This window comes from Bradyrhizobium sp. 1(2017) (assembly GCF_011602485.2).
Lineage (GTDB): Bacteria > Pseudomonadota > Alphaproteobacteria > Rhizobiales > Xanthobacteraceae > Bradyrhizobium.
This window is the reverse complement of record NZ_CP050022.2, coordinates 609,987-636,230: the sequence shown is the minus strand read 5'-3', so window position 1 is coordinate 636,230 and position 26,244 is coordinate 609,987. Positions and strand designations below refer to the sequence as shown.

Sequence of the window (26,244 nt, the reverse complement as noted above, 5' to 3'; positions counted from 1 at the left end):
TCGTCTGATTTTCTGAACTGCATCGTCCCGGCCTCGCCGGGACGATTTGTTTTCAGCTGCGCGTCGCCGTCGTCGAGGACGGCACCAGCACCGGCTTTGTCAGCGAGGGAATCAGCCGTGCCCGCTCGCGCTTGGCCGGGATCGCGCGGTAGACCTGCTTGGTGGCTTCGACGATGTGCACGCCCGCAAAAGGCAGCGACAGCGCCGCGCCGGCACGCTCCCACATCTGCGCCGATTTCAACACCCAGCCGCCGGCATAGGGCGGCATGAACAGCGCCTCGCCCCAGGCGGTCGGCGTGAACCAGGTCTGCCGCAGGAGCTCGGTAATCTGCGAGCGCGAATAGGGCCGGCCATGGCCGAACGGCGTGCTGTCGGTGCGGGTCCAGACCCCACGCCTGTTCGGGATCACCGCAATGACGCGACCGGATGGCGACAGCACGCGCCAGACCTCCCGCAGCAGCGCGGCCGGATCGTCCGACATCTCCAGCGCATGGACCAGGAGAATGCGGTCGACCGCGGCGTCAGGAAGCGGCAGCGAGAATTCGTCGACCAGCGAGGCCAGTGCCGGCCGCCCCGTCGGCCATTTCAGGACGCCCTGGGCCGCCGGCATAAACGCGATGCAGCGCTCGGCATCCTCGCGGAACAACCCGAGATAGGGCGTGGGGTAGCCGATGCCCAGCACCCGGTGGCCCTCGGCGCGCGGCCAGCGCTCCCTGATGCCGCGGTTGATCATTTGCCGCGCCACGATCCCGAGGCGGCGGGAATAGAACTCGCGGAGGTCGACGACGTCGATGGTCATGACGGCAATGTAACATGCGCAAGGCCGCCGCCGCGCGCGGAATATTGCATTGCCTGCGCAAGGCTAACGCCATATTTGTCTGGCGGGGCTGAGCGCGATGGAGATGTCATGGCCGCCGAAATTCGTACTTTCACCTGTTTAAGCGACAATTTCGGTTATCTGATCCACGATGTGGAAACCAAGGCAACGGCGTCGATCGACGCGCCGGAGGCCGGCCCCATCCTCAAGGCGCTGGAGCGCGAAGGCTGGCAGCTCACCGACATCCTGATCACCCATCATCATGACGATCATGTCGGCGGGGTCGCCGAACTCAAGCAGAAATTCAATTGCCGCGTCGTCGCGCCGCATAACAAGACCACCGAGATCGCCAACGTCGATTTGCGTGTTGCCAATGCCAACGTGGTCAAGATCGGCAATCTGCTGGCGCGCGTCGTGGAGACGCCCGGGCACACGCTCGACCACATCTCCTACGTGTTCGACAATGAGAAGACGGTGTTCGCGGCCGACACGCTGTTCTCCATCGGCTGCGGCCGCGTGTTCGAGGGCACCTATCCGATGATGTGGGACTCGCTGTTGAAGCTGCGCGCCCTGCCCGACGACTTCAAGCTCTATTGCGGCCACGAATATACGGCGTCCAACGTCAAGTTCGCGCTCACCGTCGAGCCAGACAACGCGGCGCTGCAGGCGCGCGCCGCGGAAGTAGCCAGGCTGCGGGCCGAGAACAAGCCGACCATTCCCTCACTGCTTGGTGACGAAAAGCGAGCGAACGTGTTCCTGCGCGCCGATGACCCCTCGGTCGCGGCCAGGTTACACATGAAAGGCGCGGATGCCGCCGCCGTGTTCGGCGAGCTGCGCGAGCGCAAGAACAAATCCTAGAGAACAAGTCCTGACGGGGATCGATGCCGACCGCAGCCGAGATCATCGCACGCCTCGAACTCCGCCCGCATCCCGAAGGCGGCCACTATCGCGAGACGTTTCGCGACCAGACCACGGACGCCAAGGGACGCTCGCGGTCGACTTCAATCTACTTCCTGCTTGCGCGCGGCGAGCGCTCGCACTGGCATCGCGTCGATGCGGTCGAAACCTGGCACTACTACGCCGGCAGCCCGTTGACGCTTCGTATCGCGCATGAGGGCTGCACGCAGCACGTGGTGCGCCTCGGCGCCGATCTTGTGAACGGCGATCGGCCGCAGGCGATCGTGCCGGCGCAGGCCTGGCAATCCGCCGAGACGACGGGCGAGTGGACCCTGGTCGGCTGCACGGTAGCTCCGGCGTTCGAGTTCGCAGGCTTCGAGCTCGCACCACAGGACTGGGAACCTTAAAATCCGCGATCCGGAATCGGGTGGGTTCGATCCGCGGTACGCCTTAGGACAGCGCTTCCGTTGAAGAGGAGCGCACGATGCACGGAACACTCGGTCCCGCCGCCGTCCAGATCGACCCGGCCATTTTGTATTTCGGGACACCCGTCGTCCTGATCGGATCGACCAATGACGACGGCTCTCACAATCTCGCGCCGATGTCTTCGGCATGGTGGGTGGGATGGCGCTGCATGCTCGGGCTCGCACGCCATTCCAAGACCACCGAGAACATGATTCGCACTGGCGAATGCGTGCTCAATCTGCCGTCGGCGGCTCTCGTTGCCGCCGTCGACCGCCTCGCGCGCACCACTGGGTCGAACCCAGTGCCGTCCGGAAAACTCCATCGCGGCTACCGGCACGAGAAGGACAAGTTCGGCCTCAGCGGCTTGACCGCGCTGGGGAGCGACACGGTCAACGCGCCGCGCGCCGCCGAATGCCCGGTGCAGATGGAAGCGAAGGTCGCGTATGTGCACGAGATGGCGCAGGACGACCCCGTCTGGCGCGGCCATCTCGCCGCGATCGAAGTCCGCATCACCCGCGTGCACGCACACCCCGACATCATGATGAGTGGAGCGCCCAACCGCATCGATCCCGACAAATGGCGGCCGCTGATCCTCAGCTTCCAGGAGTTCTATGGCCTGACACCGCGGCGCTTGCAGCGCTCCGAGCTCGGACAGATTCCGGAGGCGATGTATCGGCCACCAGGCTGGCAGCCAGCGCTTTAGTGCCGCCCTTACCGTTTCCGCAGCACCATGTCCCTCGCCGCGATGAGGCCGCCGCCGGCGATCAGGATCGCGGCGAGTGCGATGTTGGCGCTGGCTTGTGCAAAGCCCGCGGCGATGAGGAAACCGGTCGAGAGCAGCGGCGTCGCGTAGGAGGCGGCGCCGAGCACGCGGATGTCGCCGCGCTTCATGCCGATGTCCCAGGCATAGAAGGCAGCACCGACGGGACCGATGCCGAGTGCGACCACCGAGAGCCATTGCAACGCGGTCTCCGGCCAGACGGTGGTCTCGAGCGCAGCGTGCATCAGCGCCGCGAGCACCGATGTGGCGAGGCAGAAGCCGGCGACCGCATCGGTCGGCACGGCCTTCAATCGCCGCGACGACACTGAATAGATTGCCCAGACGAAGGCCGCGATGAAGGCTGCGGCCAGTCCCGGCACCGCCCCCGGCGCAAAGCCGCTGGTATTGCCGGCGAACAGCAGCACGGTGCCGACGAGTCCGAGCACGGCGCCGATGATGTGATGCATGGCAAGCCGCTCGCCCGGCAGGAAGGACGAGAACAGCACGATCAGGAGCGGCCAGAGATAATTCAACAGGCCGGCTTCAGCCGGTGGCGCGAAGCGCAGGGCGAGGAAATAGAGCGCGTGATAGCCGAACAGGCCGCCGACGCCGACGGCCCAGACGATGGGCGGCTGACGCAAGCTCCTTGCCGCCTCGCCACGACCGATCCAGGTGAGCAGGCCGACGAGACCGCCGATCGCAAAGGTCATTGCGGCGAGCTGGAACGCCGGGATCCTTCCGGTCGCCACCGTCATCACCGACAGCAGCGACCACATCAAAATCGCGGTCAATCCGATCAGCGTGGCGGTGCGGGGAGTCATCGATCAAAGGACTCTGAGGACGTTGATGCCCGGCACGAGGCCGGGCATTTTCGTCTTCACTACCGCCTTGTCGCGCCTGGGGCTACAGGCTTTTGGCTCAAAAGCCCGCAGGTCCGATCAGGCCTGATATTGGCCGCCATTGATGGTCATGGTCGATCCGGTGATGAAGCCGGCCTCGTCGGCCGCCAGGAACACGACCGCCCGCGCGATCTCCTCGGGCTCGCCGAGCCGGCTGACCGGAATTTGCGGAATCACGTTCTTTTCCAGGACGTCCTTCGGCACCGCCTGCACCATTTCGGTGTTGATGTAGCCGGGACAGATCGCATTCACGGTGATGCCGCCCTTGGCGTTCTCGAGCGCCAGCGCCTTGGTGAAGCCGATGTCGCCGGCCTTCGCCGCGGAATAGTTGACCTGACCGAACTGCCCCTTCTGGCCGTTGATCGACGAGATCGAGATGATGCGGCCGAACTTGCGCGAGCGCATGCCCTCGATCACCTGGCGCGTCATGTTGAACAGCGAGCCGAGATTGGTGTTGATGACGGCGTTCCACTGCTCGAGCGTCATCTTGTGGAAGGCGGTGTCGCGCGTGATGCCGGCATTATTGACGAGCACCTCGACCGGACCGAGATCGGCCTCGACCTTCTTCACGCCTTCGGCGCAGGCGTCGAAACTGCTGACGTCCCATTTGTAGACCGCAATGCCGGTCTCGGCCTTGAATTTCTCCGCCGCAGCATCGTTGCCGGCATAGCTCGCCGCAACCGTGTAGCCTGCCGCCTTCAGCGCCTTGCTGATCGCAGCACCGATGCCCCGCGTACCACCCGTGACCAATGCAACACGTGCCATATCGTATTCCTTCCCTTGGACTCTTCGGACGTTTCTGACGCGATCGTTTTTTAACTGCGGATTATGCGGGACGTTTGACGGACATCAAGAACAAAACGCCCGGCATTAAGCCGGGCGTTTCTCTTTAGTCGAGGCGTGCGCAGTTGCGAAGAATATTTGATTTGCAACCGCCGCCTTTTTAGTCGCGTGCAACGCACCCGGTCGCGTGTGCAGCGCACGCGCAAATCATGCGTCAGCTACGTGTCAGTTTTTTCTCAGTCCCGCGCCAGACACATCGCGATACCCATGCCGCCGCCGATGCACAGCGTGGCAAGGCCCTTCTTCGAATCGCGCTTCTGCATCTCGTGCAGCAGCGTCACCAGCACGCGCGCGCCGGACGCACCGACAGGATGACCGATCGCGATCGCGCCGCCGTTGACATTGACCTTGGTCGTATCCCAGCCGAGGTCCTTGTTGACCGCGCAGGCCTGTGCCGCGAAAGCTTCGTTGGCCTCGATCAGGTCGAGATCGCCGACGCTCCAGCCGGCCTTCTTCAGCGCCGCACGCGAAGCCGGGATCGGGCCCGAGCCCATGATCTTCGGATCGACGCCGGCCTGCGCCCAGGACACGATGCGCGCAAGCGGCTTCTTGCCTTCCTTGGCGGCCTGCTTCGCGGTCATGAGCACCACGGCGGCGGCGCCGTCATTGATGCCGGACGCAGAGCCCGCGGTGACCGTGCCTTCCTTCTCGAAGGCAGGCTTGAGCTTGGCCATCGCGTCGAGTGTGGCGCCATGACGCGGATACTCGTCGGCGCTGACGACGACGTCGCCCTTGCGGGTCTTGATGGTGACAGGGACGATCTCGTCGTTGAACTTGCCGGCCTTCTGCGCGGCCTCGGCCTTCTGCTGCGAGGCGACCGCGAACTCGTCCTGCTGGGCGCGGGTGATCTGCCACTGACGCGCGACGTTCTCCGCGGTGTTACCCATGTGGTAGCCATTGAAAGCGTCCCACAGGCCGTCCTTGATCATGGTGTCGACCAGTTCGAGGCCGCCCATCTTGACGCCGCCGCGCAGATGCTGGGCGTGCGGGGCCATGCTCATGGACTCCTGGCCGCCGGCGACCACGATCTCGGAATCGCCGTTGAGTAGCGCCTGGTAGCCGAGCGCGACCGTGCGCAGGCCCGAGCCGCAAAGCTGGTTGACGCCCCAGGCCGGGCTCTCCACCGGAATGCCGGCAAGGATCGAGGCCTGGCGGGCCGGATTCTGTCCCTGGGCCGCGGTCAGGATCTGGCCCATGATGACTTCCGAGACCCGTCCGGGCTCGATGCCACCGCGCTCCAGCGCGGCCTTGATGGCGACGGCGCCGAGGTCATGGGCAGGAAGGGTTGCGAAGGCTCCGTTGAAGCTTCCGACCGGGGTGCGGGCGGCGCTGACGATGACGACATCGTCTGACATGGGCATCTCCTGGGGCTTGAGGTTCTGAAGCAAGGGGCGGGCAGGCTCTTGGACAACGGCCCGTCAGTCTCGTCAGTCATCCTGTTAACGTCGTTGAGGCATGTCAATCGGCCGCTGACCGAATCCATGCCGCAGCGCATTCAAAATAGCGTTCTTGGCGCTTTCGCAAGCAAGATTTTGCTCTGCGATTAACCGTGCCGCACAAAACGGTAGCGTGACCCCTTTGAAAATGCTTATTTTGTTGCGTTGCGTACTCTTCCCGCCCTGCGGCATTGGCCGCCGGGTTCCCGTTCTCCGCGCTTGCAAGTGAGAGCCCATGGCGAAATCAGACCAACCCACCACGATCAAGAAATACGCGAACCGCCGGCTCTATAACACCGGAACGAGCACCTATGTGACGCTCGAGGACCTCGCCGCCATGGTCAAGGACGGGGAGGATTTCCTGGTGTACGACGCCAAGACCGGCGACGACATCACCCGCTCCGTCCTCGCCCAGATCATCTTCGAGCAGGAGAACAAGGCCGGCCAGAACCTGCTGCCGACCACCTTCCTGCGCCAGCTGATCCGCTTCTACGGCGACAGCATGCAGATGGTGGTGCCGAAATATCTGGAACAGTCGATCGCGACCCTGACCCAGGAGCAGGAGAAGTTCCGCAAGCAGATCGCCAACACCCTGTCCGGCACGCCTTTTGCGCCACTCGAGGAGCAGGTCCGCCGCAACATGGAGCTGTTCCAGCAGACCTTCTCGATGTTCAAGCCGTTTGCGCCTTCGGGGCGGCCCGCCTCCGGCCCGGAGCCGGAGCCCGATGCGAGCGCCGCCGCCGAGGCACCGAAGGACAGCAACATCGACGAGCTGCGCCAGCAAATGAAGGAAATGCAGGAACGGCTCGAGCGGATGTCGAAGAAGGACGAGTAGGTCTTTCGTTTGAGCCGGCTCTCCGCGAGCCGGAAGATGCGTCATGTCCGATCGAAGCGCGCATTGGGACAACGTCTACGGCACCAAGCGCGAGACCGAGGTCAGCTGGTATCAAGCCAGCCCAGCGACCTCGCTCGCGATGATCCGAGCCGCCAATCTGGACCACCGGGCCGCCATCATCGATGTCGGCGGCGGCGCCTCGCATCTGGTCGATGCGCTGTTGCAGGACGGACATCGCGATGTCGCCGTGCTGGATCTCTCTGCCAACGCGCTCGACGTTGCGAGGAAGCGGCTCGGCGCGGCTGCCTCGGTGGTCGACTGGATCGTTGCTGACGCCACGACATGGCGCCCGGCCAGGACATACGATCTTTGGCACGATCGCGCGGCGTTTCACTTCCTGACCGATCCTCGCGACAGAGCCGCTTACATCGAACGCTTGAGATCGGCGGTGGCATCCGGCGGTCACGTCATCATCGCGACGTTCGCGCCCGATGGTCCGGAGAAGTGTAGCGGCTTGCCGGTTCAGCGCCACGACGGCGCGAGCCTTCAGATGGAGCTCGGGACGGAATTCGAGCTGGTCGAGACGCGGCGCGAGACGCATCACACGCCGTGGGATTCGACCCAGGCGTTTCAGTTCAGCCGGTTTAGGCGCCGCGACTCGTGAGCGGGCGCTACGCGCTCCACAAATTTGTCATTGCGAGCGCAGCGAGATCAAGCCGCCAGCTTCACCGCATGCGCGAAGTCCCAGTAAAGCCTGCGCGCGCGGGTGTAGAGCGGCCCGGGCTTCAGTTCGCGCTCGTCGATGCGGATGACGGGCGCGACCTTGGCGAAATTGCCGGTTGAGAAGATCTCGTCGGCAGCAAGGAAATCGGGATAGCGCAGCGTCTTCTCGACCACGCTGACGCCATCAGCACGAAGCAGGCTGATAACGCGCTGGCGCGTGATGCCGTTGAGGAACGTGCCGTTCGGCACCGGCGTATAGACCACGCCGTCCTTGGCCATGAATACGTTGGAATTGCCGAATTCCGCGACATTGCCGAGCATGTCGAGCATCAGCGCATTCTGGAAGCCGCGCGAGGCGGCTTCCGCCAGCGCGCGCGAATTGTTCGGATAGAGGCAGGCGGCCTTGGCCTCGACCGGCGCGCATTCGGCCGTCGGCCTGCGGAATGGCGACAGCGTGATGGCGTTGCCGACGGGCTTTGGCATCGGCGCCTCGTAGATGCACAGGCACCAATTGGTGGTCTCGGGGTCGAACAGCACGCCGCCGCCCGAGCCGTTCTGCGCCCAATACATCGGTCGGACATAGAGCTCGGCATTGGCGGCAAAGCGCGCAATGCCCTCGCGTGCGAGCGTGAGCCAAGTGTCTGTGTCGACCACCGGCTTCAGGCCAAAATTGACCGCAGATTGATTGGCACGGGCGACGTGACGGTCGAGGTCGGGTGCCACACCCTCGAACGCGCGCGCGCCGTCGAACACGACCGAACCGAGCCAGGCCGCATGCGTACGCGGGCCCATGATCGGCACATTGCCGTCGTGCCATTTGCCCTCGAAAAAGGTCCAGCTCGGCGAATATTCGATGGGCTTCGTGATCTCGGCCATGGCCGGCCTCCCCTTGGCTGATGCCGTATTGTCGCGCCACTATTGGTCGCAATTTCTAAACGATTTGCTGCGGGAAGATGGTGAGTTACCTTCCCGCCAGGGAGAAGAAGCAGCATGCCGCTCGATCCGCTCGCAAAGCGCTTGTTGACCATGATGGCGGCCGTGCCGCAGGCGCGGAGCCGGCCCAGCGTGGAAGCGCGGCGGCAGTCGCTGGCGAAGCTGATGCAGTTCGCGCGCGCCGATGCGCCGGGCGTGACGGCGTTCGACGGCACGCTGCCCGGCCCCGGAGGAGAGCTGGCCTATCGCCTCTATTCGCCCGCTTCCGCCGGCGAGCGCGCGCCCGGCTTCGTGTTCTTTCACGGCGGCGGCTTCGTTGCAGGCAGCATTGCGACGCACGACCGCATCGCTGCCGCGCTGGCGCATGCGACCGGCTGCCGCCTCGCCTCGATCGACTACCGCCTCGCGCCCGAGCACAAATTTCCCGCCGCCGTGGATGATGCCGTGTCCGCCACTGAATGGGTGGCGCGCGAAGCCGTAGCGCTCGGCATCGATGCCGAACGTCTCGTGGTCGGCGGCGATTCTGCCGGCGCCACGCTGGCTGCGATCGTGTGCCAGGAGGCAGCGCAGTCCGCCGGCCTCGCCATCGTCGCGCAATGCCTGATCTGCCCGGTGCTGGATTTCGAGGAGACCTCGCCCTCCCGCGAGGAATTCGCCGAGGGCCATCTGATCGATCGCGCCACGATCGAGGCCGATCTCGCCGACTATCTGCCGGGCGGCCTGGATGCCGCAGATCCACGCATCTCGCCGCTGCGCGCGACGCGCCTCACGGGCCTGCCGACCGCGATCATCCACACCGCCGAGTTCGACCCGATGCGCGACGAAGGCAATGCCTATGCCCGCAAGCTGCTTGCCGCCGGCGTCGCCGTTGAACATGTCTGCCACGACGGCATGGTCCACAATTTCCACGCCATGGGCGCGATCCTGCCGCAGGCGCAACTCGTGCTGTCGCAAATCGGCGAGCAGGTCAGGCGTGCGGTGGAGAAGTGAGGCATCACCTGACCCGCTCCCCTCGTGCGAAACGGTAAGAGAGGCGTCACGCCCTCGCGCCGAGCACGGCACGCGCCGCCCCGACATATTCCAGCCAATGCGCGTCCGCATAACGTTCCGCCTGCCGCACGCAGGTGACGTCGGGCGCATGGGCAGCTGCGATCGTGCGCGCGAAGCGTTCTTCCGCGACCGTCACGTCGGCAGGCTCGGCCGAGGGTCCCGCGGCGGCGACGGCGGTCGGAGCAACAGCAAGCCCCGCAAGGCCCGTGAGCAGGATGCGGCGTGACGTATTCATGGCTGTCGTCCTTCCATTGTCCGGCTGCACTCCGGCCGCCGCGTGTGTCGGTGCGATCACGGCAGGGTAACCGCACACATCCGCGCCGTCCATCGCTTGCCGATAGCGCTTGACCACACGCGTGATCACGTTCCATCTAACGATGGTTTCGCCATCAAAGCGTCACGCGTCGGATCGTCACGTGTCACACCGCAGCCAATCACATCGCCGGGCTTCGCGCGCTGTCGCGATGGGATTGCTCGGCCTGGCGATGTCGGCAGGCGCCGCCTTCGCGGTTGACGACGAGGAGGACGCGCCCGCAAAACCTGCCGTCCCCAACATCTATCTCGACCTGCGTACGACCTACGCGACGATCCCCGCCGGCACGCTCGGAATCGGTTTCGGCAACACCTCACTGTCAGCGGCCTTCCAGGCCTTGGCAATACGACGAGGCGCGGCACTTCCCAACGGCTTGCCGGCCGCGAGGGCCGTCGCCGTCGACCTGCCGATGACCGTCGACGTCAGCGACCGCGTCTCGCTCTATGGCGGCGTGTCGGGCTCGGCGACGAATATCGGCGGCGGTTGGTCGGCATTCGACATCACGAGCTGGAATATCGGCGTGCAGGCCGATCTCCATCAGCAAAACGGCGGCAGGATCCCGACCATCACACTGCAATCGACCCTGACGCAGTCGGTGCCGAACGAGCAGGGCATGACGAATTCCTTCAACAACATCGTGGAATTCGACTACGCGCTCGACGAGGACGAGACGCGGGGCTGGCTCGCCGGCCTGCAATACACCACCGCCACCATCGCCAGCCCCTTCGCCAGCGTCCGGCCGAACAGGATCCTCTACGCCGGGGGCTATTACCAATGGCCGAGCAACTGGAAGTTCACCGGCCGCCTCGGCGTGCAGTCGTTTGGCGGCGCGCATTTCGGGGGCCGGACACTGGCGGAGTCCTTCACCCAGCCGATCCTGCGGCTCGACCTCGACCGCATGGATGACAACGACAACCGCCTGTTCGGCATCACCGCGCAGATCGCCTGGATGCCGAAGCCGGCCTACCAGCTGACCTTGCGCACGCCGCTCTATGCCGTGCGCAACTGACTGAATTCACAATGATTTTTGGTAAGGCGCGAGGACTGATCGTGACTGGCCGGAGCGGCATTCCGCATCGGCCGTCAACCGATCGTTAATCCTCATTCCAGAACATCGATTGCGTTACACCGCCGCAAGGAACCTTGCGCGAAACTACCCCCAGCTTTTCGCGTCGTGCTCGCCTTGGAGGCTGCGAATGTCCCGCTTGGTATCGGAACGGACGTTCCTTGCTGGGAAGATATTCTTCAATTTCGGACAGTCGTCGATCGATTGCGTCGTGCGCCGGCTGACCGAAGAGGCCGCGACGCTCGAGATGGAAAGCGGCCTCGGCGTACCCGAACGTTTCCAACTCAGGCTCGCGGGGCGCGAGATCCTGACGTGTCGCGTGGTCTGGCGGTCGGACCGCCAGGCCGGTGTCGCCTTCGAGCAGCCAGGCAGCGTCGAACGTGCGGCCGGCGAGGAACGCGACCGCTCGTCCGAAGCGCTGATGCGCGGGCAGATGTTGGCGCTGCGCGCGGCGCTCGATCATGTGCCGACCGGCATCGTGCTGCTCGACTCCGGTCTCAGGGCGCGCCTGATCAACCGGTCGTTTCGACGGATGTGGCGCCTGCCCGACGAAGTTGCCGACAGCCATCCATCGATTCTGACGCTGCTGCACCACGGCCGCGACATCGGCGCCTATGAGGTGCCGGACCCCGACCTCGAGGCCCTGGTAGCGGAACGCGTCCGCGTGATCGAAGCCGGCGACCCGACGCCGATCGATCTGCGCCGGACCAATGGCGACGTCGTGCGCGTCCAGGTCACGCCCTTGCCCGACGGCGGCCGCATGCTGACCTACACGCCCGTCACCGACATCGTGCGCGCCTCCGACGAGCTCAAGCTGCTGCGGGATGCGCTGGAGAATGTTCAGGATGGGGTCCTGCTTCTCGACTCCGATCTGCACGCCTCCTTCATGAACCGGCGGATGCGGCGCTTCTGGGAGGTCAGCGAAGACGAGGCCGCGAGCCGGCCGGCCTATTCGTCGCTGGTGCGACGCCTGCATCGCGCCAGCGCGCCGAATCTTCCGACGGACGAGCTGACGAAATTTCCGGCGCGGCGCGTCGCGGAAGTCAAGGCAGGCGATCATGTGCGCGACCTGCAGACGCCGGACGGAAGGCGCATCCGGGCCCATTGCACCACGATGTCCAACGGCGGCCGCATGTTGACCTATGTCGACATCACCGATCTGACGCAAAAAGCCGCGATGCTGGAGACGCTCGCCACCACCGATCCGCTCACCGGCCTCTACAACCGCCGCCACTTCCTCGACAGCCTCGAGGCGGAATGGAGCCGCTTTCAGCGCTATTATCGCTCCGTGTCGGTGCTGATGCTGGACATCGATCACTTCAAATCGGTCAACGATCGCTACGGCCATGCGGTCGGCGACGCCGCGATCAAAGCGGTTGCCGCCGCATGCCTGGACGGCAAGCGCAAGTCGGACATCGTCGGCCGCCTCGGCGGCGAGGAGTTCGCTGTTCTCCTGCCGGAGACCAGCCTGTCCCGCGCAAGGACCGTCGCCGAACGCATCCGCAAGCGCTTGCTGGGCGCGCAGATCATCGCCGCCGAGATTCAGTTCGGCGTAACCGTCAGCATCGGCATCGCGGAGGCGACGATCAGCATGTCAGGCATCGACGCACTGATGGGCGCGGCCGATCATGCGCTCTACCAGGCCAAGGCCGACGGGCGCAATCGCTGCATCGCCTTCGCGCCTCCGCCGCCCGCAAGCAAGGCGGCGGAGTGATCGAGGCACGCTTTACTCCGGCACCGGCACGTCGAACGTATTGAGCGTGACCGAGACCATGCAATAGATGCCGACGAGATAGGACAGCTCGGCCGCGCCATGCTCGCCGAACTCCTTCACCGCCGCCCGCCAGGTCAGCTCCGGCAGCACGCCGCCACTGACCAGCGCGGATGCCACGTCATAGGCGACGGCCTCCTGCTTCGTAAGATCGACCGGCCGCTGTCCTGCGACGATGGTCGCGAGCTTTTCGTCGGGCAGGCCACGCTGCTCGGCAACGAGCACATGGGCATAGAGCTCGTAGCCGGAACGGAAATGCGAGCCGGTGACGAGGATCGCGACCTCGCGCACGGGCGCCGGCAGCAGCGGGTTCGAGGCGATCGCCTTGACCAGCTCCCACACCGGCTTGCCGAAGCGTGGCTCGCGGATCCAGGGATTCCAGGGACCGAGCAGCGCACCGTCGTCGCGCATGTTCACGAAACCCTTGAAGTGGTCCTTGATGCCGGCTCGCATGTCGTCATAGAGCGGCTTCTGCTCGTCAGTCAGCTCTTTTGGATCGAGAATGGGAAGGCGCACGGCGGGATCTCCTCGTTGAGAAGAGGCGAGGCTCGCCTGCAGGCGTGCGCCGGGCAAGTGAAGTTGGTGTGACAGGCCTGCTCAGAATTCGAGGGGTGCGTTGTCGACGACTTCCTTCATGACGAAGAAGGTGCGGGTCTGGCGCACGCCGGGCAGCGCGATCAGCTGCTCGCCGTGGATGCGGTTGAAATCCTCCATGTCGCCGACGCGGATTTTCAGGAAATAGTCGAAATCGCCGGCCACGAGATGGCAGTCGAGCACGAATTTCAGCTTGGCGATGGCCTGCTCGAAGGTCGCAAAGCTCTCCGGCGTCGAGCGGTCGAGCACGACGCCGACCATGACCAGCGTGCCCTTCCCAACCTTCTTCGGCGCCACCATGGCGCGCACAGCGGCGATGAAGCCGTCCTCAAACAGGCGCTGGGTGCGGCGATGGCAGGTGGCGGGGCTGATCGCCACGGTTTCGGCCAGCTCTGCATTGCTGAGCCGGCCGCTATTTTGCAGCAATCTCAGTATCTTGAGGTCAATACGGTCGAGCCGAGCGGCCACGGAAGAAACTTTCGCAAACTGCGACATACTCGGAATAAATCATATATCAGGATACAAAACCTGCAAGAATGCCTGCAAAATGGGTGCGATATTCGAGAGCACATTTTCCCATGGCGCTGCTAGTCCCTTCCCGGACATCAACGCCAATCGGGATCATCCATGATGCTGGAAAAATTCGCGCGCTATCCGCTCACCTTCGGCCCGACGCCGATCGAGAAGCTGGAGCGGTTGTCGAAACATCTCGGCGGCCAGGTCGAAGTCTATGCCAAGCGTGAGGACTGCAATTCGGGCCTTGCCTATGGCGGCAACAAGCTGCGCAAGCTCGAATACATCATTCCCGATGCGATCGCCTCCAACGCCGACACGCTGGTGTCGATCGGCGGCGTGCAGTCCAACCACACCCGCATGATCGCGGCGGTCGCGGCCAAGCTCGGCATGAAGTGCCGTCTGGTGCAGGAAGCCTGGGTGCCGCATGAGGACGCGGTCTACGACCGCGTCGGCAACATCATGCTGTCGCGCATCATGGGCGCCGACGTGCGTCTGGTCGACGACGGTTTCGACATCGGCATCCGCAAGAGCTGGGAGCAGGCGATCGAGGAAGTGAAGGCAGCGGGCGGCAAGCCCTACGCGATTCCCGCCGGCGCCTCCGTGCACAAATTCGGCGGCCTCGGCTATGTCGGTTTCGCCGAGGAAGTGCGCAAGCAGGAGAAGGAGCTCGGCTTCAAGTTCGACTACATCGTGGTCTGCACCGTCACCGGCTCGACCCATGCCGGCATGCTGGTCGGCTTTGCCGCCGACGGCCGCGCGCGAAAGGTGATCGGCATCGACGCCTCCTTCACGTCCGCGCAGACCAAGGCACAGGTGCTCGAGATCGCGCAGAACACCGCCAAGCTCGTCGAGCTCGGCAAGGATCTGGTCGCTGATGACGTCGTGCTGATCGAGGACTACGCCTATCCCGCCTATGGCGTGCCGTCGGAAGAGACCAAGGAAGCGATCCGCCTCACCGCGCGTCTCGAAGGCATGATCACCGACCCGGTCTACGAAGGCAAGTCGATGCAGGGCCTGATCGACCTTGCGAAAAAGGGCTATTTCGAGAAGGGGGCGAAGATCCTCTACGCCCATCTCGGCGGCGCGCCCGCGCTGAACGGATATGCATATGCGTTCAGGAACGGGTGAGGTCGGTCGGTCCTCGCCGCCTCTCCACCGTCGTCTCGGGGCGCGACGAAGTCGCGAGCTATGATGCGCAATTGCGCATCTGAGGATCCATAACCACAGGATCGCGTTGGGCGAAGACTCGTGGTGACCAGCCTGCCGCAACCACATCGGCCGGTGGCTATGGATCCCGGATCTGCGCTGCGCTTGTCCGGGATGACGACGTCGAGAGATCGGGCGCCCTACCGCGTCCTGATCATCTGCAGCAGCTCGTCGCCGTAATGCTCGAGCTTCTTGTCGCCGATGCCGGGCACGTTGCGGAGCTCGTCGAGCGTCGTCGGCCAGGCCCTGACAATGCCGTCGATCGTTGCATCGTGCAGCACGACATAGGCGGGCACGCCGCGCTCGCGCGCGACGTCTGAACGCCACGACCTCAGTCGCGCGCGCAGTTCGGGATCGACGTCGCCTTGCAGCGCGCTCGCCGCGGGCGCGAGGTCGCCGCGGCGCGATTTGGTCCGGCTCGAACGGAGGCGGGTGCTGGGCGCCTCCTCGCGCAGCCACACCTCGGTCTCGCCGCGCAGCACGCCGCGCGAAGAGTCCGTCAGCTTCAGCGCCCCGAACGCTTCGCTGTCGCTTTGCAGGTGCCCCATCGCCACCAATTGCCGCAGCACGGTGCGCCACTGCTTTTCGTTGAGCTCGCGGCCGATGCCGAACACCGACAGCTTGCCGTGGCCGAACTGCGTGACCTTCTCGGTCAGGCGTCCGATCAGCACGTCTATCAGGTGCATGGCGCCGAAGCGTTGCCCGGTGCGGTAGACGCAGGAGAGCAGCTTCTGCGCCAAGACCTTGCCGTCGCGCATCTTCGGCGGCGTCAGGCAATTGTCGCAATTGCCGCAGCTCTCGCCCATCACGATCTCGCCGAAATAGGCGAGCAGCCGACGGCGCCGGCACTGCGGCGTCTCGGCGAGGCCGACCAGCGCATCGAGCTTGCCGATCGAGACCCGCTTGAAATCGTCGGAGGCAGTCGATTCGTCAATCATGCGGCGCTGCTGCACGATGTCCGAGAGACCGTAAGCCATCCAGGCAGCGGAGGGCTTGCCGTCGCGGCCGGCGCGTCCCGTTTCCTGGTAATAGGCCTCGATGCTCTTGGGCAGGTCGAGATGGGCGACGAAGCGCACGTCGGGCTTGTCGATGCCCATGCCGAACGCGATGGTCGCGACGATGACGATGCCGTCCTCGTTGAGGAAGCGGTCCTGGTTTCGCGAGCGCACGCTGCTGTCGAGCCCGGCGTGATAGGGCAGGGCGGCGATACCGGCCTCGTCGAGCGCGGCAGCGACCTCCTCGACACGGTTACGCGACAGGCAATAGACCACGCCGGCATCGCCCATGTGGCGCTCGCGGATGAACTCCTTGAGCTGCGACACCGCATTGCGCTTGTCGACGATCTCGTAGCGGATGTTGGGCCGGTCGAAGCTGGAGACGAATTGCGGCGCGCCTGTCAGCTGAAGCCGCTCGACGATCTCCTTGCGCGTCAGCTCGTCGGCGGTCGCGGTGAGCGCGATGCGCGGCACGTCGGGAAAGCGCTCGGCGATGATGGAGAGGCCGACATATTCGGGGCGGAAATCATGGCCCCATTGCGAGACGCAATGCGCCTCGTCGATCGCGAACAGCGCCACCTTCGCCTGCGCCAGCATGGACAGGCAGCGCGGCGTCACCAGTCGTTCCGGCGCGACATAGAGCAGGTCGAGATCGCCCGCGATCAGGCGGCGCTCCACCTCCGACGCCTCCTGCAGGGTCAGCGACGAGTTCAGAGCGGCGGCGTTGACGCCGGCTTCGATCAGGCCCGCAACCTGGTCGCGCATCAGCGCGATCAGCGGCGAGACCACGATACCGCAGCCTTCGCGCAGCAATGAGGGGAGTTGATAACATAGCGACTTGCCGCCGCCGGTCGGCATCAGCACCAGGCAATTGCCGCCGTCCGTCACGTGCGGGATGATCTCACCCTGCCTGCCGCGGAACCCCGGCAGGCCGAACACCGAATGCAACACCGACAGCGCGTCCCGGCCGTTGGCCGGCGCCGGCAGTGGAACGGTGGAGGGAGAGGACATGGGGGTTGGGAACAGGCCGTGGAATTCGTCACAACGCCAGTCGCATGGCAGGGCGGGCGTGGCAAGACCGTTTGGGGGACAAAGCCCTGCTCTTACCCTCTCCCTTGCGGGAGAAGGTGGCTCGCCGCATAGCGGCGAGACGGGTGAGGGGTTGTTTCCACACAAGGGGAGAAGGAAAGAGGACCTCTTACGCCCCGATCCGTCGCAGCGCGTCTGCGACCGTCACGATCGGCATGCCGCGCTGCTCGGCCGCCTTCAACGCATGATCCATCAGGTGCGGCGTGCAGCCATAGGGGCTCGGCCTGTCGGCGACGTCATGGCCGTAGAAGATCAGCCATCCACCGCTTTCGACCGCCTCGTCGAAATAGCGATCGATGCCTGCCGCATCGATCTCGCAATCGATCAACGGCGACGCGCGCAGGAACTGGAGATCGATGAGGTCGCGATTGACGCCGGGCAGAATGCCGCGCGCAGAGCGGTATGCCCTTGCAAGCTGCGGCTTGCGCCACACCGAGGCGAGGCCATACGGATAGGCGAAATTCTGCAGCGTGATCGAGGAATCGATGCTGTGGAAATAATTGCGGTTCCGCTCGATCTCGTCGGCCATGGCCGCCTCATCAAGATCGACCGCGCAGTGGTGCGAGAAGGTGTGGCAGGCAATCTCGTGACCGGCCCGGTGCAGCCGCACGATCGCGCCATTCGACAGGCCATGCCAATGATCGGACGGCCGATCGATCAGGCTGCCGGAGAGGTAGAACGTACCGCGGCCGCCATGATTCTCCAGGAGCGCGGCGCCCTCGCCTGCGGCGCTGTCGGGCGCATCGTCGAACGTGAAGCTCACCATCGGCACGCGCGCAGGCATGCGGTGCGGCGCGGCACGAAAATGCCGGGCCAGCCGATTGCTCACGCGTCCCTGGAGTGCCGACAACAAGTTGCGTTTCCTGATTCCGTATGTCTGTACTGAAACATTCGTGCGCTGGTCGAGGCAAGCCTAACGCTTGGGTAATCCTAACGCGGAACCAACAAGCGCCGGCTAGCGCGCAGGGACCCGCGCGTCGGCATCCGCGCCGAGATATTGCAGCCAATTGCGGAATAAAGCCGCCGCCGCGCTGCCGGCGGCCATATCTGCGCGCAAATTCAACGCGGGCAGTTCATTGGTGAGCGCCGGATGACGCTGGTGCCGCGCCTGCTTCTCGAAGCGGACGAGCTTCTCTTCCGTCGCTGCGTCAAAATAACTCACGGGCAGTTTCGGATAGGTCTCGCGCTCGCGCGCGAGATAGCGGCCGATGTCGCGCAGATATTCGCGCTGGAGCGACAATGCGTCATATTCCGGGTGCCCCTGGAAGAACACGAAGCGGCTGGCATATTGGCGGGCGAAGACATCGACGCCGGCCTGTTGCGAGCGTGTCAGCACCTGGTACCCGGCTTGAACGAGGTCTTTCTCGACGATCTCGTTCAGGCGCGAATGCGAGACCTTGAGCGGCGCGGGCGCGGCACGTGTCAGGGGATCGTGCGTCACGGCTTCGCAATCGAAGATGCCGTGGCACTTGGCCGGCAGCCGTCGTCGTTCGATCCGGTCGAGATGCAGCACCGCCGCATGCGCGGCGAGGCACGACCAGATCGTCGAGCGGGTATTGGCCTTGGCCCAGTCGATCAGTTCGGTCAGGTCGCGCCAGTATGGCTCCTGATCGAGCTCGGGCGCGACCGGCTCGGCGCCGGTCACGATCAGCCCGTCGAATCTGTGGCGGCTGAGCTCGGTCAGCTCCGAATATTCACTCTCGACATGCCATCTGGCTTCCGGCGAGCGCTTCACTGATGGCAGCGAGAAGCAGTGGAAGCGGATGCGGCGCGAGCCCGCGGCCGCCTGCAGCAGCTTCATGAACTGCCGCTCGGTCGCCTTCAGCGCCGGATCCGGCATGTTGTTGATTAATCCGATGGTCAGCGCTTCGCTGCCATGATCGCGCACGAGATCGCCTGGAGCCGGCACCAGCGCCGGGCTCGCAATGACTTGATCCCTGTCGATCGAGATCGTCATCGATGCCCGTGCCTACTCCGCGGCCTGCAGACGCGACGATGGACAGGCCTTTTCCAACGCCTGGTCGATGTCCTCGATGATATCCGAGGAATGCTCGATGCCGATCGACAGGCGAATGGTCTCCGGCAGCACGCCGGCCGTGCGCTGCTGCTCTGCCGACATCTGCCGGTGAGTGGTCGAGGCCGGATGACAGGCGAGCGACTTGGCGTCGCCGATGTTGACGAGGCGCGTGATCAGCTTCAGCGCATCGTAGAAATTCTTGCCGGCTTCCATGCCGCCCTTGATGCCGAAGGTGAACAGCGAGGACGCGTTGCCATCGAGATATTTCAGGACCAGCGGATAATAAGGGCTGTCCGGGAAGCCGGTGTAATTGACCCAGGCGACGCGGGGATCGCCGCGCAGGAATTCGGCGACCTTGCGGGCGTTCTCGACATGGCGCTCCATGCGCAGCGCCACGGTCTCGATGCCCTGGAGCAGCAGGAAGGCATTGAACGGCGACAGCACCGAGCCCATGGTGCGCTGATAGACGCTGCGCGCGCGCTCGATGTAGGCGGTGCGGCCGAAGCGCTCGGCATAGACGAGGCCGTGATAGGAGGCGTCCGGCTTGTTGTAGGCCGGGAAGCGATCGGGGTACCTGGCCCAGGGAAAATTTCCGGAATCGACGATGGCGCCGCCGAGGGTGGTGCCGTGTCCGCCCAGGAACTTGGTCAGCGAATGGACGGCGATGTCGGCGCCGTAGTCGAACGGCTTGAGCAGGATCGGGGTGGCCACGGTGTTGTCCACGATCAGCGGCACGCCATGCGCATGCGCGATCTTCGCCAGCGCCTCGATGTCGCAGACATTGCCGGCGGGGTTGCCGATGGTCTCGGCGAACACGGCGCGGGTGTCCTGGTCGATCAGCTTTTCGATCGCCTCGGGCTTGTCGCTCTCGGCGAAGCGGCCGGTGATGCCCTGGCGCGGCAGGATGTGGGAGAGCAGCGTGTGCGTGGTGCCGTAGAGCTGCGGCACGGAAACAATGTTGCCGCCGTGATCGGCGACGTTGACGAAGGCGAAGTGCAGGGCCGCCTGCCCGGTCGCGACCGCGAGTGCGCCGACGCCGCCTTCGAGCTGCGCGATGCGCTTCTCAAGCACCGCGCTGGTCGGATTGGCGATGCGGCTGTAACGAAAGCCCTCAGCCTCCAGATTGAAGAGGGCCGCACCATGATCGGCACTGTCAAAGGCGTAGGCGGCGGTCTGGTAGATCGGCACGGCAACCGCGTGCGTGGTCGCTTCGGGTTCGTAGCCGGCGTGAATAGCGATCGTCTCGTTGCGCATCGTGCCACCTCCGCGTGGAGCGGGCCGCACTTATTGGCCTGTATGAGGCATGTGCGTTGTCCGCCGCCCCGGTGTTAGAGGCGGGTGGTAAAGCGGACAATAATTCGCTTAGAGATCGAGGAAGTAACCCTAACGCTTGTTGGCGAATTGGCCGAAATCCGGGTTAAATTGCATTAATGAAGACGTTGCTCGCTGCAGCTTGCCGTTCACGGCACTCATCGCGTGGCGGACGGCCGTGGATCGAGTTCGCACTCCCGATACATCCCATGCAGCTCTTTGCCTTGAAGAAAAACCGTGCGGGGAGTTAGTCCTCCTCGACGATCGAGCCATTGCTGAATTGGCGAGGGATACATCGAATACAGCATCCGGGTCGCCCCGCGGTCGGTGAATGTGCGCCCATTCCTGCCGAAGTCCCACGCAGCGTGAAAGGCAAGTCTTGCCTTTGAAGTGACGCAGATGTCGTCCGATGCAATCGTTGCAAGAACGATCGTGCAGGCGGAGGCGCAAAGGCCATCGATGACGACCGATTGACGCTCGGCGCGCAATTTCTCGTATCTCTCGATGTAATAGGCGATCGGTCCGCCTCGATCATTGGCAATGCGAACGACGGCATGGCTCGCCCCCGTGCCAGTGAGTAAGAGCAATCCCGCGAGGACCCCTGCCGGAAATCTCATGCTGCTCGCTCGATCGATGTGATGCCACAACTTGACAAGACGACTGCCGATGGTGCGCCACCTTGATGCTTTCGGTCCAGGGAATCTTGATCTCGTCAACGAACCAATGCGGCGCGTCGCCAGAGGAAATCTGAACAAGCAAGTCGCGGCGGGATTGAGTCGAGGAAGCTTCGGCAGCCTGACGGACGGCAGCGGAGCTGGCCGCTACCGTCCCGCCAGCTTCAATATCGATACCCGTACGGATATTGTCCGGGGCAAACGTAGTTGCCGTATGTGTCATAAGTGCAGCTGTTGTAGCCACCGTAGTAGCCATAGGCGCCGGCTGCGGCGGCTCCTACCGCTGCGGCACCTAGACCATAGGCTGCGCCCCTGTAAGCGCCGCGATAGGCTGCTGCCCGCGCCACAGGGCGCCCCGCTATCGGGCGATAGCCATAACCACGGCCGGCGACGCCGTAGCGCCCCCCTGCAACCCGGTATCCCCCGCCACGGACATGGGCGACGCGGGCGCCACCGCCATGGAAACCTCCGGCGCGTACACCACCACCACCATGAAAGCCGCCGCCGCCACGGCGGGCGTATGCATCATCGGGAATGAGACTGACGGTGATCAGAACCATCGCCGCCAAAGCAGCGAGAAGGCATCGAAGCATGGCTTTCCTCCATTACTTGGGGTGCCGCGCTCATGATAGGGCGATGCCGCTCACGGATCGGCACCCGGCAGAAAGCTCTCCGCCTGCTCGAGATCGGATTTGACTTAAATCAAGGAGTCAAGGATTGAGGGACTCTCGTGAACTGATGCGAGCCGCACGCTGATTGTGGAACTTGGTGCAGCTTCCCTGCCCTACGGGATCGGGAGGCTGATAGCGCCGGCGACGCCCCCTCGACAACGCAGGGACGCCCGTTTTCACGCCGCGGTGAACGGTTGCGCAGGCTCCGCGCTGCCAAAGGGCGATTGCGGCCTCGCATCGGGCGAGCTGACCGCCCCCTGCGAGCTTCGCGCGGAATGCGCGAAGCCCTGAGGCGGTAGCTGGAACGGGTTCAGGCCAAGGTCTGCCAAAGGCGATGGGTGAGCACGCCGGCGCGTTTCTCGATCGCGGCCGCCGCATCGAGCGCGAGATCCTCGCGATAGCGTCCGGCAATGAGCTGCACGCCGATCGGCTTGCCCTCATGCAGCGTCACCGGCACCACCGCGCCGGGGAGGCCCAGCACGTTGATTGCGGAGATGAAGCGGATCTCGCCCCAGAAGATCTCGCGCACGCGCTCGGGACTGACCGTATCGTCGCGCGGGCCTGGCGTCGGCTTCACCGTGGTCGGCGCCAGCACCACCGGATACTCCTCGAAGAACAATTGCCAGGCGCGGATGTGGCCATTGCGCGCGGCGGTCGCCTGCATCCACGCCTTGAGATCGAGCACATTGGCCTTGGTCTTCATGCCGCCCCAGGCCTTATGGAAGTCCTCGGAGGCGACCTTCAGCATGCCGGCCTCCTGCATCACCACGGTCTCGTTGGTGATGATGTCGCACCAGGTCTGCCAGACGCCGTTGATGTCGGGCACATCGACCTCGCTGACGCGGTAGCCGGACCGCTCCAGATGATCCGCTGCCTGACGCAGCGCCGCCGTAACGGACGGATCGACGTCCATGTCCTCGGGGATCCTGGCCAGGGCAACCTTGATCGGCCCCTTCGGCCTCAGTCCGGTCAGCGGCGCGGGGACCCACCAGGGATCGCGCGGATCGCGCTGGCTCATCGCCTCCAGCGCAAGACGGACGTCGGCGACATGGCGGGCAAGCGGCCCCTGCGCCGACATCAAATGCGCCAGCATCGGCCGCTCCGCGGTCGCGCTGGCGTTGAAGGCAGGGATGCGGCCCTGCGTGGGCTTGATGGTGGCAACGCCGTTGCAATGCGCCGGCCAGCGCAGCGAACCTCCGATGTCGTTGCCATGGGCGATGGTGCCGATGCCCGCCGCCACCGCCGAGCCGGCGCCGCCGGAGGAGCCGCCGCAGGTGATGTTGGGATCCCACGGGTTCAGCGTCAGCCCGTGCAGCGGATTGTCGGTGAAGCCGCGGAAGGAAAATTCCGGCGTATTGGTGAGCCCGATGACGATCGCGCCGGCCTTTTTCAGATTGCGCACCACGGGGGAATCCGACGGCGCAATCAGGTTCTTGTTGTCGGGAACGCCATTGAAGTTCGGCCGGCCCTCGTAGTCGACATTTTCCTTGATGGTGACGGGCACGCCATGCAGGAGACCGAGCTCGCCGCCCTTCGCGCGCTGCCTGTCGGCCGCGTGCGCGGCTTTCAGCGCTTCCTCCGAGAGGTCGACGACGACCGCGTTCAGCTTCGGATTGACGGCGCGCATCCGGTCGAGATGCGCCTCCACCGTCTCGACGGCGGAGATGGCGCCGGAGCGGATCGCGGCCGCGGTCTCCACCGCCGACCATTGCCAGGCCGGTCCCTTGGGACGGCGCGTAGAAGCCGGCTTGAGTGGTGCGGCCTTCTTGACCTTCTTCGCAACGACGGCCTTGCGGCTTGCGCTGGTCTTGCTGGAGGTCTTTGCAGCTTTCTTGGCAGATGTCTTGGCAGATGTCTTGGCCAGCTTCTTCGAACCAGTCTTCTTGGTTTTCTTGGTCGTCTTCTTCGCCACGTCGCACCTCCTGAAAATTGCGCCGCGGAGGTTACGGATGGCGAAAGGAGGTGTACAGGTGCGTTTTCTGCATGGCGCGATGGCGCGACGCGGCGAATTGTCCGCGATCGCGCCGCCTGCCTTATTCCGCGGGACAGACCGCGACCGCCGCCTGCGCTCGGTCGAGCCGCAGGCTCCACAGCGCCAACACGAGACCGACGGCGGTGATGCCGGCTGCGACCAGAGGCAGCGCCGAGAGGCCGAGCCCGCGATCGATGGTGACGCCGCCGGCCCAGGCACCGAGAGCATTGCCGAGATTGAACGCGGCGATGTTGAGGCTGGAGGCCAGCGTGCGGCCACTGGGACCGGCCGCTTCCAGCACGCGAAGCTGGAGCGGGGCGACGGTCGCAAAGGCAGCGATGCCCAGTAGCAGGATCAGCACGATCGCCGCGATCTTGACCGACAGCACGGCGGCAAGCCCAAGCAGCACAATGGCGAGCGCGGCGAGCGTTCCGATCAGCGCGCCGGCGAGACCACGGTCGGCAAGCTTGCCGCCGGCGACGTTGCCGATCGCGAGACCTGCGCCGAACACCAGCAGAATCGGCGAGACCGCACCGTCCGAAAAGCCGGTGAAGCGCGTCAGGATCGGCTGGATGTAGGTGAAGACGACGAACAGGCCGGCGAAGCCGAACACGGTCATGGCAAGGCCGAGCAGCACCTGCGGGCGACCGAGCACCGCGACTTCCTCGGCAAGCGAGACCGGCTTGTCCCCGTTGCCGACATGGCCGGGAACGAGGGCCGCGACCACGGCAAAGGCGATCACGCCGATGACCGTCACGGCCCAGAACGCCGCGCGCCAGCCCAGCATCAGGCCGAACCAGGCGCCGAAGGGCACGCCCAAAAGCGTCGCGACCGTGAGGCCGATGAACATGGTGGCAATCGCGGAGGCCTGCTTGTCCTCGGGAACGAGGCCCGTGGCCACCACCGACCCGACGCCGAAGAAAGTGCCGTGGGCGAGCGAGGTCAGGACGCGTGCCGCCATCAGCAATTCGTAGTTCGGTGCCAGCGCGCAGGCGGCATTACCCAATGTGAAGATCGCCATCAGCGCCAGCAGCACGGTTTTGCGCGGCATCCGCCGCGTCGCCAGCGTCAGGATTGGCGCGCCGACAAATACGCCGAGCGCATAGCCGGAGATGAGCAGGCCGGCGACCGGCACCGAGACATGCATGTCGGCGGCGACCTGGAGCAGGAGGCCCATGATGATGAATTCGGTGGTGCCGATGCCGAAGGCACCGGCGGTGAGCGCGAGGACGGCGAGAGGCATGCGTGGCTCCGATGGATGGGACGAGCCACGCAGATAGAAGTGCCCGCGCAAAACCATTAGGATGTCCGCAATCCAATCATTCATGACGTGAATTCAACATGGCCCGTTTCGACACCAACCGTTCAGCCGAGATGGAGGTCTTCGTCCGCGTCGTCGATCTCGGCGGCTTCACCCAGGCCGCGCGTAAACTGCGCCTGACGCCGTCGGGCGTGAGCAAACTGATGTCCCGGCTGGAGGCACGGCTTGGCTGCCGCCTCGTCACCCGCACCACGCGCAAGTTGACCCTGACCGAGGAAGGCCAGGCCTTCTACCAGCGGGCCGTGCGGATCCTCGCAGAGATGGAGGAGGCCGAACGCGAGGCGGCCTCCGGCGCGACGCCGCGCGGCCGCCTGACAGTGAACAGCAACATTCCCTTCGGCATGCTGCATCTGATGCCGCTGATCCCGCGCTTTCTGGAAGAGCATCCCGACGTCACGCTCGATCTCATGCTGACGGACACGACGATCGACCTGATGCAGGAACGCGCCGACGTCGCGATCCGGGTCGGACCATTGCGTGCGTCGCGTCTGGTCGCACGAAAGCTCGGCACCAGCCGCATGGTCGTGGTCGGCGCGCCCGACTATCTCGCCCGTTGCGGCGCGCCGAGGACGCCGGCGGATCTCACCGCGCATCGCGGCATCGGCTGGACCTTTCCGCGCATCCGCGGCGGCTGGCCGTTCAAGCGCGGCGACCGCACCGAGGAGGCCATGCCGCCGCCGGTCGCGCGCGCCAGCGACGGCGAAGCCGCTCGCCGCCTCTGCCTCGGCGGCGTCGGCCTCGCCCGCCTCGCCCTCTTCCATATCGGCCCCGACATCGAATCCGGACGCCTCGTGCCGGTGCTGCAAGGCTACAATCCCGGCGACCGCGAAGACATCCACGCCGTCTATGTCGGCCACACCGCGCCCCTGCCCGCGCGCGTCCGCGCGTTCATCGATTTCCTCGCCGAGCACGTGCGGGTGAGCGATCCCACGCTGAAGCGGGCGGGGGATGGGTGGAAGTTGGCGGGGTGAGGCTGGCGGAGAGAGTGTCAGTGCGCAATATTGATGCGATCATGTTCCGCGTGGCTGGACCGTTGAGGACACCCCGCCGCTTGCGCGAGGGCGCCGAAA

Annotated in this window: 26 protein-coding genes; 11 read left to right on the top strand and 15 right to left on the bottom strand. The window is 64.9% G+C overall.

The window, feature by feature from the left end; all coding sequences use genetic code 11:
- Window positions 1–52: 52 nt before the first annotated feature.
- On the bottom strand, window positions 53–799 hold the full coding sequence (locus tag HAP40_RS02955; protein WP_166810939.1) for a methyltransferase domain-containing protein: 747 nt from the start codon (window positions 797–799) through the stop codon (window positions 53–55).
- A 108-nt stretch (window positions 800–907) separates the two neighbouring features.
- Between HAP40_RS02955 and gloB the strand changes: the two genes are divergently transcribed.
- The 3 genes from gloB to HAP40_RS02940 all read left to right on the top strand — a co-directional run bounded on the left by gloB (window position 908) and on the right by HAP40_RS02940 (window position 2,882).
- Window positions 908–1,675, top strand: a complete 768-nt coding sequence (gloB, locus tag HAP40_RS02950; protein WP_166810941.1) for a hydroxyacylglutathione hydrolase — start codon at window positions 908–910, stop codon at window positions 1,673–1,675.
- A 23-nt stretch (window positions 1,676–1,698) separates the two neighbouring features.
- Window positions 1,699–2,121, top strand: a complete 423-nt coding sequence (locus HAP40_RS02945; RefSeq protein WP_166810943.1) for a cupin domain-containing protein — start codon at window positions 1,699–1,701, stop codon at window positions 2,119–2,121.
- A gap of 77 nt (window positions 2,122–2,198) precedes the next feature.
- Window positions 2,199–2,882: a flavin reductase family protein gene (locus tag HAP40_RS02940; protein ID WP_166810945.1), complete on the top strand. Its 684-nt coding sequence runs from the start codon at window positions 2,199–2,201 to the stop codon at window positions 2,880–2,882.
- 8 nt (window positions 2,883–2,890) lie between these two features.
- Here HAP40_RS02940 and HAP40_RS02935 read toward each other — a convergent pair whose 3' ends face one another.
- The 3 genes from HAP40_RS02935 to HAP40_RS02925 all read right to left on the bottom strand — a co-directional run bounded on the left by HAP40_RS02935 (window position 2,891) and on the right by HAP40_RS02925 (window position 6,036).
- On the bottom strand, window positions 2,891–3,760 hold the full coding sequence (locus HAP40_RS02935) for a DMT family transporter (protein ID WP_166810947.1): 870 nt from the start codon (window positions 3,758–3,760) through the stop codon (window positions 2,891–2,893).
- Between the two features lie 117 nt (window positions 3,761–3,877).
- Window positions 3,878–4,603 (bottom strand): acetoacetyl-CoA reductase, encoded by a 726-nt coding sequence (phbB, locus tag HAP40_RS02930; protein ID WP_166810949.1) that lies wholly within the window; start codon window positions 4,601–4,603, stop codon window positions 3,878–3,880.
- Between the two features lie 254 nt (window positions 4,604–4,857).
- Window positions 4,858–6,036: an acetyl-CoA C-acetyltransferase gene (locus HAP40_RS02925; RefSeq protein ID WP_166810951.1), complete on the bottom strand. Its 1,179-nt coding sequence runs from the start codon at window positions 6,034–6,036 to the stop codon at window positions 4,858–4,860.
- Window positions 6,037–6,352: 316 nt separating this feature from the next.
- On the opposite strand from HAP40_RS02925, the gene phaR reads away from it, so the two are divergent.
- Both phaR and HAP40_RS02915 read left to right on the top strand, forming a co-directional pair.
- Window positions 6,353–6,952 carry a polyhydroxyalkanoate synthesis repressor PhaR gene (gene phaR, locus HAP40_RS02920; RefSeq protein WP_166810953.1) on the top strand — a complete coding sequence of 200 codons (600 nt, stop codon included), beginning with the start codon at window positions 6,353–6,355 and terminating at the stop codon, window positions 6,950–6,952.
- Window positions 6,953–6,995: 43 nt separating this feature from the next.
- A complete protein-coding gene (locus HAP40_RS02915; RefSeq protein ID WP_166810955.1) occupies window positions 6,996–7,616 on the top strand; it encodes a class I SAM-dependent methyltransferase in 621 nt (206 codons plus the stop codon).
- A gap of 47 nt (window positions 7,617–7,663) precedes the next feature.
- On the opposite strand, the gene HAP40_RS02910 is transcribed toward HAP40_RS02915, so the two are convergent.
- Window positions 7,664–8,551: a branched-chain amino acid aminotransferase gene (locus tag HAP40_RS02910; RefSeq protein ID WP_166810957.1), complete on the bottom strand. Its 888-nt coding sequence runs from the start codon at window positions 8,549–8,551 to the stop codon at window positions 7,664–7,666.
- Between the two features lie 114 nt (window positions 8,552–8,665).
- Between HAP40_RS02910 and HAP40_RS02905 the strand changes: the two genes are divergently transcribed.
- Window positions 8,666–9,598 (top strand): alpha/beta hydrolase, encoded by a 933-nt coding sequence (locus HAP40_RS02905; RefSeq protein ID WP_166810959.1) that lies wholly within the window; start codon window positions 8,666–8,668, stop codon window positions 9,596–9,598.
- Between the two features lie 46 nt (window positions 9,599–9,644).
- Here HAP40_RS02905 and HAP40_RS02900 read toward each other — a convergent pair whose 3' ends face one another.
- Window positions 9,645–9,893, bottom strand: coding sequence for a hypothetical protein (locus tag HAP40_RS02900; RefSeq protein ID WP_166810961.1), 249 nt, complete (start codon window positions 9,891–9,893; stop codon window positions 9,645–9,647).
- Window positions 9,894–10,122: 229 nt separating this feature from the next.
- Here HAP40_RS02900 and HAP40_RS02895 point away from each other — a divergent pair, with 229 nt between their 5' ends.
- Both HAP40_RS02895 and HAP40_RS02890 read left to right on the top strand, forming a co-directional pair.
- Window positions 10,123–10,980: a hypothetical protein gene (locus HAP40_RS02895; RefSeq protein ID WP_166810963.1), complete on the top strand. Its 858-nt coding sequence runs from the start codon at window positions 10,123–10,125 to the stop codon at window positions 10,978–10,980.
- A 187-nt stretch (window positions 10,981–11,167) separates the two neighbouring features.
- Window positions 11,168–12,751: a sensor domain-containing diguanylate cyclase gene (locus HAP40_RS02890; protein WP_166810965.1), complete on the top strand. Its 1,584-nt coding sequence runs from the start codon at window positions 11,168–11,170 to the stop codon at window positions 12,749–12,751.
- Window positions 12,752–12,763: 12 nt separating this feature from the next.
- Here the strand turns inward: HAP40_RS02890 and HAP40_RS02885 are convergent, their stop codons facing one another.
- Window positions 12,764–13,324, bottom strand: coding sequence for a carboxymuconolactone decarboxylase family protein (locus tag HAP40_RS02885; RefSeq protein ID WP_166810967.1), 561 nt, complete (start codon window positions 13,322–13,324; stop codon window positions 12,764–12,766).
- Between the two features lie 81 nt (window positions 13,325–13,405).
- Window positions 13,406–13,870 (bottom strand): Lrp/AsnC family transcriptional regulator, encoded by a 465-nt coding sequence (locus HAP40_RS02880; RefSeq protein ID WP_166810969.1) that lies wholly within the window; start codon window positions 13,868–13,870, stop codon window positions 13,406–13,408.
- Window positions 13,871–14,032: 162 nt separating this feature from the next.
- Between HAP40_RS02880 and HAP40_RS02875 the strand changes: the two genes are divergently transcribed.
- Window positions 14,033–15,046 (top strand): 1-aminocyclopropane-1-carboxylate deaminase, encoded by a 1,014-nt coding sequence (locus tag HAP40_RS02875; protein ID WP_166819174.1) that lies wholly within the window; start codon window positions 14,033–14,035, stop codon window positions 15,044–15,046.
- Between the two features lie 218 nt (window positions 15,047–15,264).
- On the opposite strand, the gene recQ is transcribed toward HAP40_RS02875, so the two are convergent.
- The 5 genes from recQ to HAP40_RS02850 all read right to left on the bottom strand — a co-directional run bounded on the left by recQ (window position 15,265) and on the right by HAP40_RS02850 (window position 21,153).
- Window positions 15,265–17,130: a DNA helicase RecQ gene (gene recQ, locus HAP40_RS02870; RefSeq protein ID WP_166810971.1), complete on the bottom strand. Its 1,866-nt coding sequence runs from the start codon at window positions 17,128–17,130 to the stop codon at window positions 15,265–15,267.
- Window positions 17,131–17,317: 187 nt separating this feature from the next.
- Window positions 17,318–18,061: a polysaccharide deacetylase family protein gene (locus HAP40_RS02865; protein WP_166810973.1), complete on the bottom strand. Its 744-nt coding sequence runs from the start codon at window positions 18,059–18,061 to the stop codon at window positions 17,318–17,320.
- Between the two features lie 102 nt (window positions 18,062–18,163).
- Window positions 18,164–19,165 carry a homoserine O-succinyltransferase MetA gene (gene metA, locus HAP40_RS02860; RefSeq protein ID WP_166810975.1) on the bottom strand — a complete coding sequence of 334 codons (1,002 nt, stop codon included), beginning with the start codon at window positions 19,163–19,165 and terminating at the stop codon, window positions 18,164–18,166.
- Between the two features lie 12 nt (window positions 19,166–19,177).
- Entirely contained in the window at window positions 19,178–20,479 is a 1,302-nt protein-coding gene (locus tag HAP40_RS02855; protein WP_166810977.1) for an O-acetylhomoserine aminocarboxypropyltransferase/cysteine synthase family protein, read from the bottom strand.
- Window positions 20,480–20,694: 215 nt separating this feature from the next.
- On the bottom strand, window positions 20,695–21,153 hold the full coding sequence (locus tag HAP40_RS02850; RefSeq protein WP_166810979.1) for a hypothetical protein: 459 nt from the start codon (window positions 21,151–21,153) through the stop codon (window positions 20,695–20,697).
- A gap of 491 nt (window positions 21,154–21,644) precedes the next feature.
- Between HAP40_RS02850 and HAP40_RS02845 the strand changes: the two genes are divergently transcribed.
- Window positions 21,645–21,839, top strand: coding sequence for a hypothetical protein (locus tag HAP40_RS02845; protein ID WP_166810981.1), 195 nt, complete (start codon window positions 21,645–21,647; stop codon window positions 21,837–21,839).
- Between the two features lie 352 nt (window positions 21,840–22,191).
- Here the strand turns inward: HAP40_RS02845 and HAP40_RS02840 are convergent, their stop codons facing one another.
- Together HAP40_RS02840 and HAP40_RS02835 are read right to left on the bottom strand one after the other, a co-directional pair.
- Window positions 22,192–23,793 carry an amidase family protein gene (locus HAP40_RS02840; RefSeq protein ID WP_414645367.1) on the bottom strand — a complete coding sequence of 534 codons (1,602 nt, stop codon included), beginning with the start codon at window positions 23,791–23,793 and terminating at the stop codon, window positions 22,192–22,194.
- 121 nt (window positions 23,794–23,914) lie between these two features.
- A complete protein-coding gene (locus HAP40_RS02835) occupies window positions 23,915–25,096 on the bottom strand; it encodes an MFS transporter (RefSeq protein WP_166810983.1) in 1,182 nt (393 codons plus the stop codon).
- Window positions 25,097–25,194: 98 nt separating this feature from the next.
- On the opposite strand from HAP40_RS02835, the gene HAP40_RS02830 reads away from it, so the two are divergent.
- Complete coding sequence (locus HAP40_RS02830; RefSeq protein ID WP_166810985.1) at window positions 25,195–26,145, top strand: LysR family transcriptional regulator; 951 nt, start codon at window positions 25,195–25,197, stop codon at window positions 26,143–26,145.
- The last annotated feature ends 99 nt before the right edge of the window (window positions 26,146–26,244 follow it).